The sequence below is a fragment of the Ruoffia sp. FAM 20857 genome (assembly GCF_045528645.1).
Classification (GTDB): domain Bacteria; phylum Bacillota; class Bacilli; order Lactobacillales; family Aerococcaceae; genus Ruoffia; species Ruoffia halotolerans.
In genome coordinates this window covers 1-1,336 of the sequence record NZ_JBGQRB010000106.1, presented here as the reverse complement: position 1 = coordinate 1,336, position 1,336 = coordinate 1, and the positions used below count along the sequence as shown (strand labels likewise).

The following is a 1,336-nucleotide window of genomic DNA, read 5'->3' as shown; positions in this document are numbered from 1 at the left end:
GAGAGTGTAAAATATTTTGTGTAAATAGAAAAAAGGAAGTCCCTTCTGTAGAATAGAGTTACCACACTAAATTCACAGAAAAGAGGACTTCCCTATGAACAATCTTACTACAGATATCTTACAGACTCTAGCTACAAAAGGTGATTTGAACGAATTATTCCGTTCGCACTTGGAATTAGCCGTAAATACGCTCCTGAGAACAGAGCTGACTGCCTTTTTGGATTACGAAAAGTATGATCGGATTGGTTTCCATTCAGGGAACTCACGCAATGGGTCCTATGACCGTACGGTCAAGACAGAATACGGCGAACTTCATCTACAGATTCCGCGCGACCGCAACGGTGAATTTAAACAACAGACTCTTCCTGCATATAAGCGAACCAATGGCACGTTAGAAGAAACCGTCATTCATCTTTTTCAAAAAGGTATTACCATGTCTGAAATTGCTGATTTGATTGAGAAAATGTACGGTCATCACTATACACCACAAACGATGTCCAATATGACTAAAGTCTTTACTGAAGAAGTATCAGCGTTCAAAAAGCGTAAACTAAACAGTCATTATGCAGTCATTTATCTGGACGCTACCTATATTCCTTTGAAGCGGAAAACCGTTGAGAAAGAAGCCATACACATTGCGGTGGGAATTCGACCAGATGGTGCCAAAGAAGTCCTAGGATACGCTATTGCCCCTAATGAATCGACCGTCACATGGAAAGAGATATTGGAAGATTTATCCGACCGTGGTGTCAATGATGTTCTTCTTTTCGTGACCGACGGTCTCAAGGGTATTAAAGATACGATTCATCACGTTTTTCCTCAAGCAGCTTACCAACACTGTTGTGTCCATGTTTCTCGCAACATTTCTAGTAAAGTACGCGTCGCTGATCGCAAGGAAATATGCGAAGACTTTAAGACGATTTATCAAGCAGATTCACGAGAGACGGCCCTTGAAGCTCGCCTTGCTTTCTCAGAAAAATGGCGCAGTAGCTACTCTAAACTGGCCAAGTCTATTCTAGAAAATGATAACTTACTTACATTTTACGATTTCCCTTTATCAATCCGTAGGAGCTTGTATTCCACTAATTTGATTGAATCCTTTAATAAACAAATTAAAAAGTATAGTCGACGTAAAGAGCAATTTCAGAATGAAGAATCTATGGATCGCTTTTTGGTTTCCCGTTTTGATACGTACAATCAGAAGTTTTTGACACGGATTCACCGCGGCTTCCAACAAGCTGAAGCAGAGCTAGAAAAAATGTTTGAAAGATTAACAAATTAATAAATCGATTTTATAGAAGGAGTACTTCATTTACACATAATTATTGACACTCCC

Annotated in this window: 1 protein-coding gene; it reads left to right on the top strand. The window is 39.4% G+C overall.

Annotated features, from left to right (window positions below; translation table 11 throughout):
- The first annotated feature begins 94 nt into the window (after positions 1-94).
- A complete protein-coding gene (locus tag ACEN4N_RS11415; protein ID WP_407090182.1) occupies positions 95-1,282 on the top strand; it encodes an IS256 family transposase in 1,188 nt (395 codons plus the stop codon).
- The last annotated feature ends 54 nt before the right edge of the window (positions 1,283-1,336 follow it).

Coding starts and splice junctions, on each gene's coding strand:
- ACEN4N_RS11415 (WP_407090182.1), top strand. CDS start 95: ATGAACAATCTTACTACAGATATCTTACAGACTCTAGCTACAAAAGGT.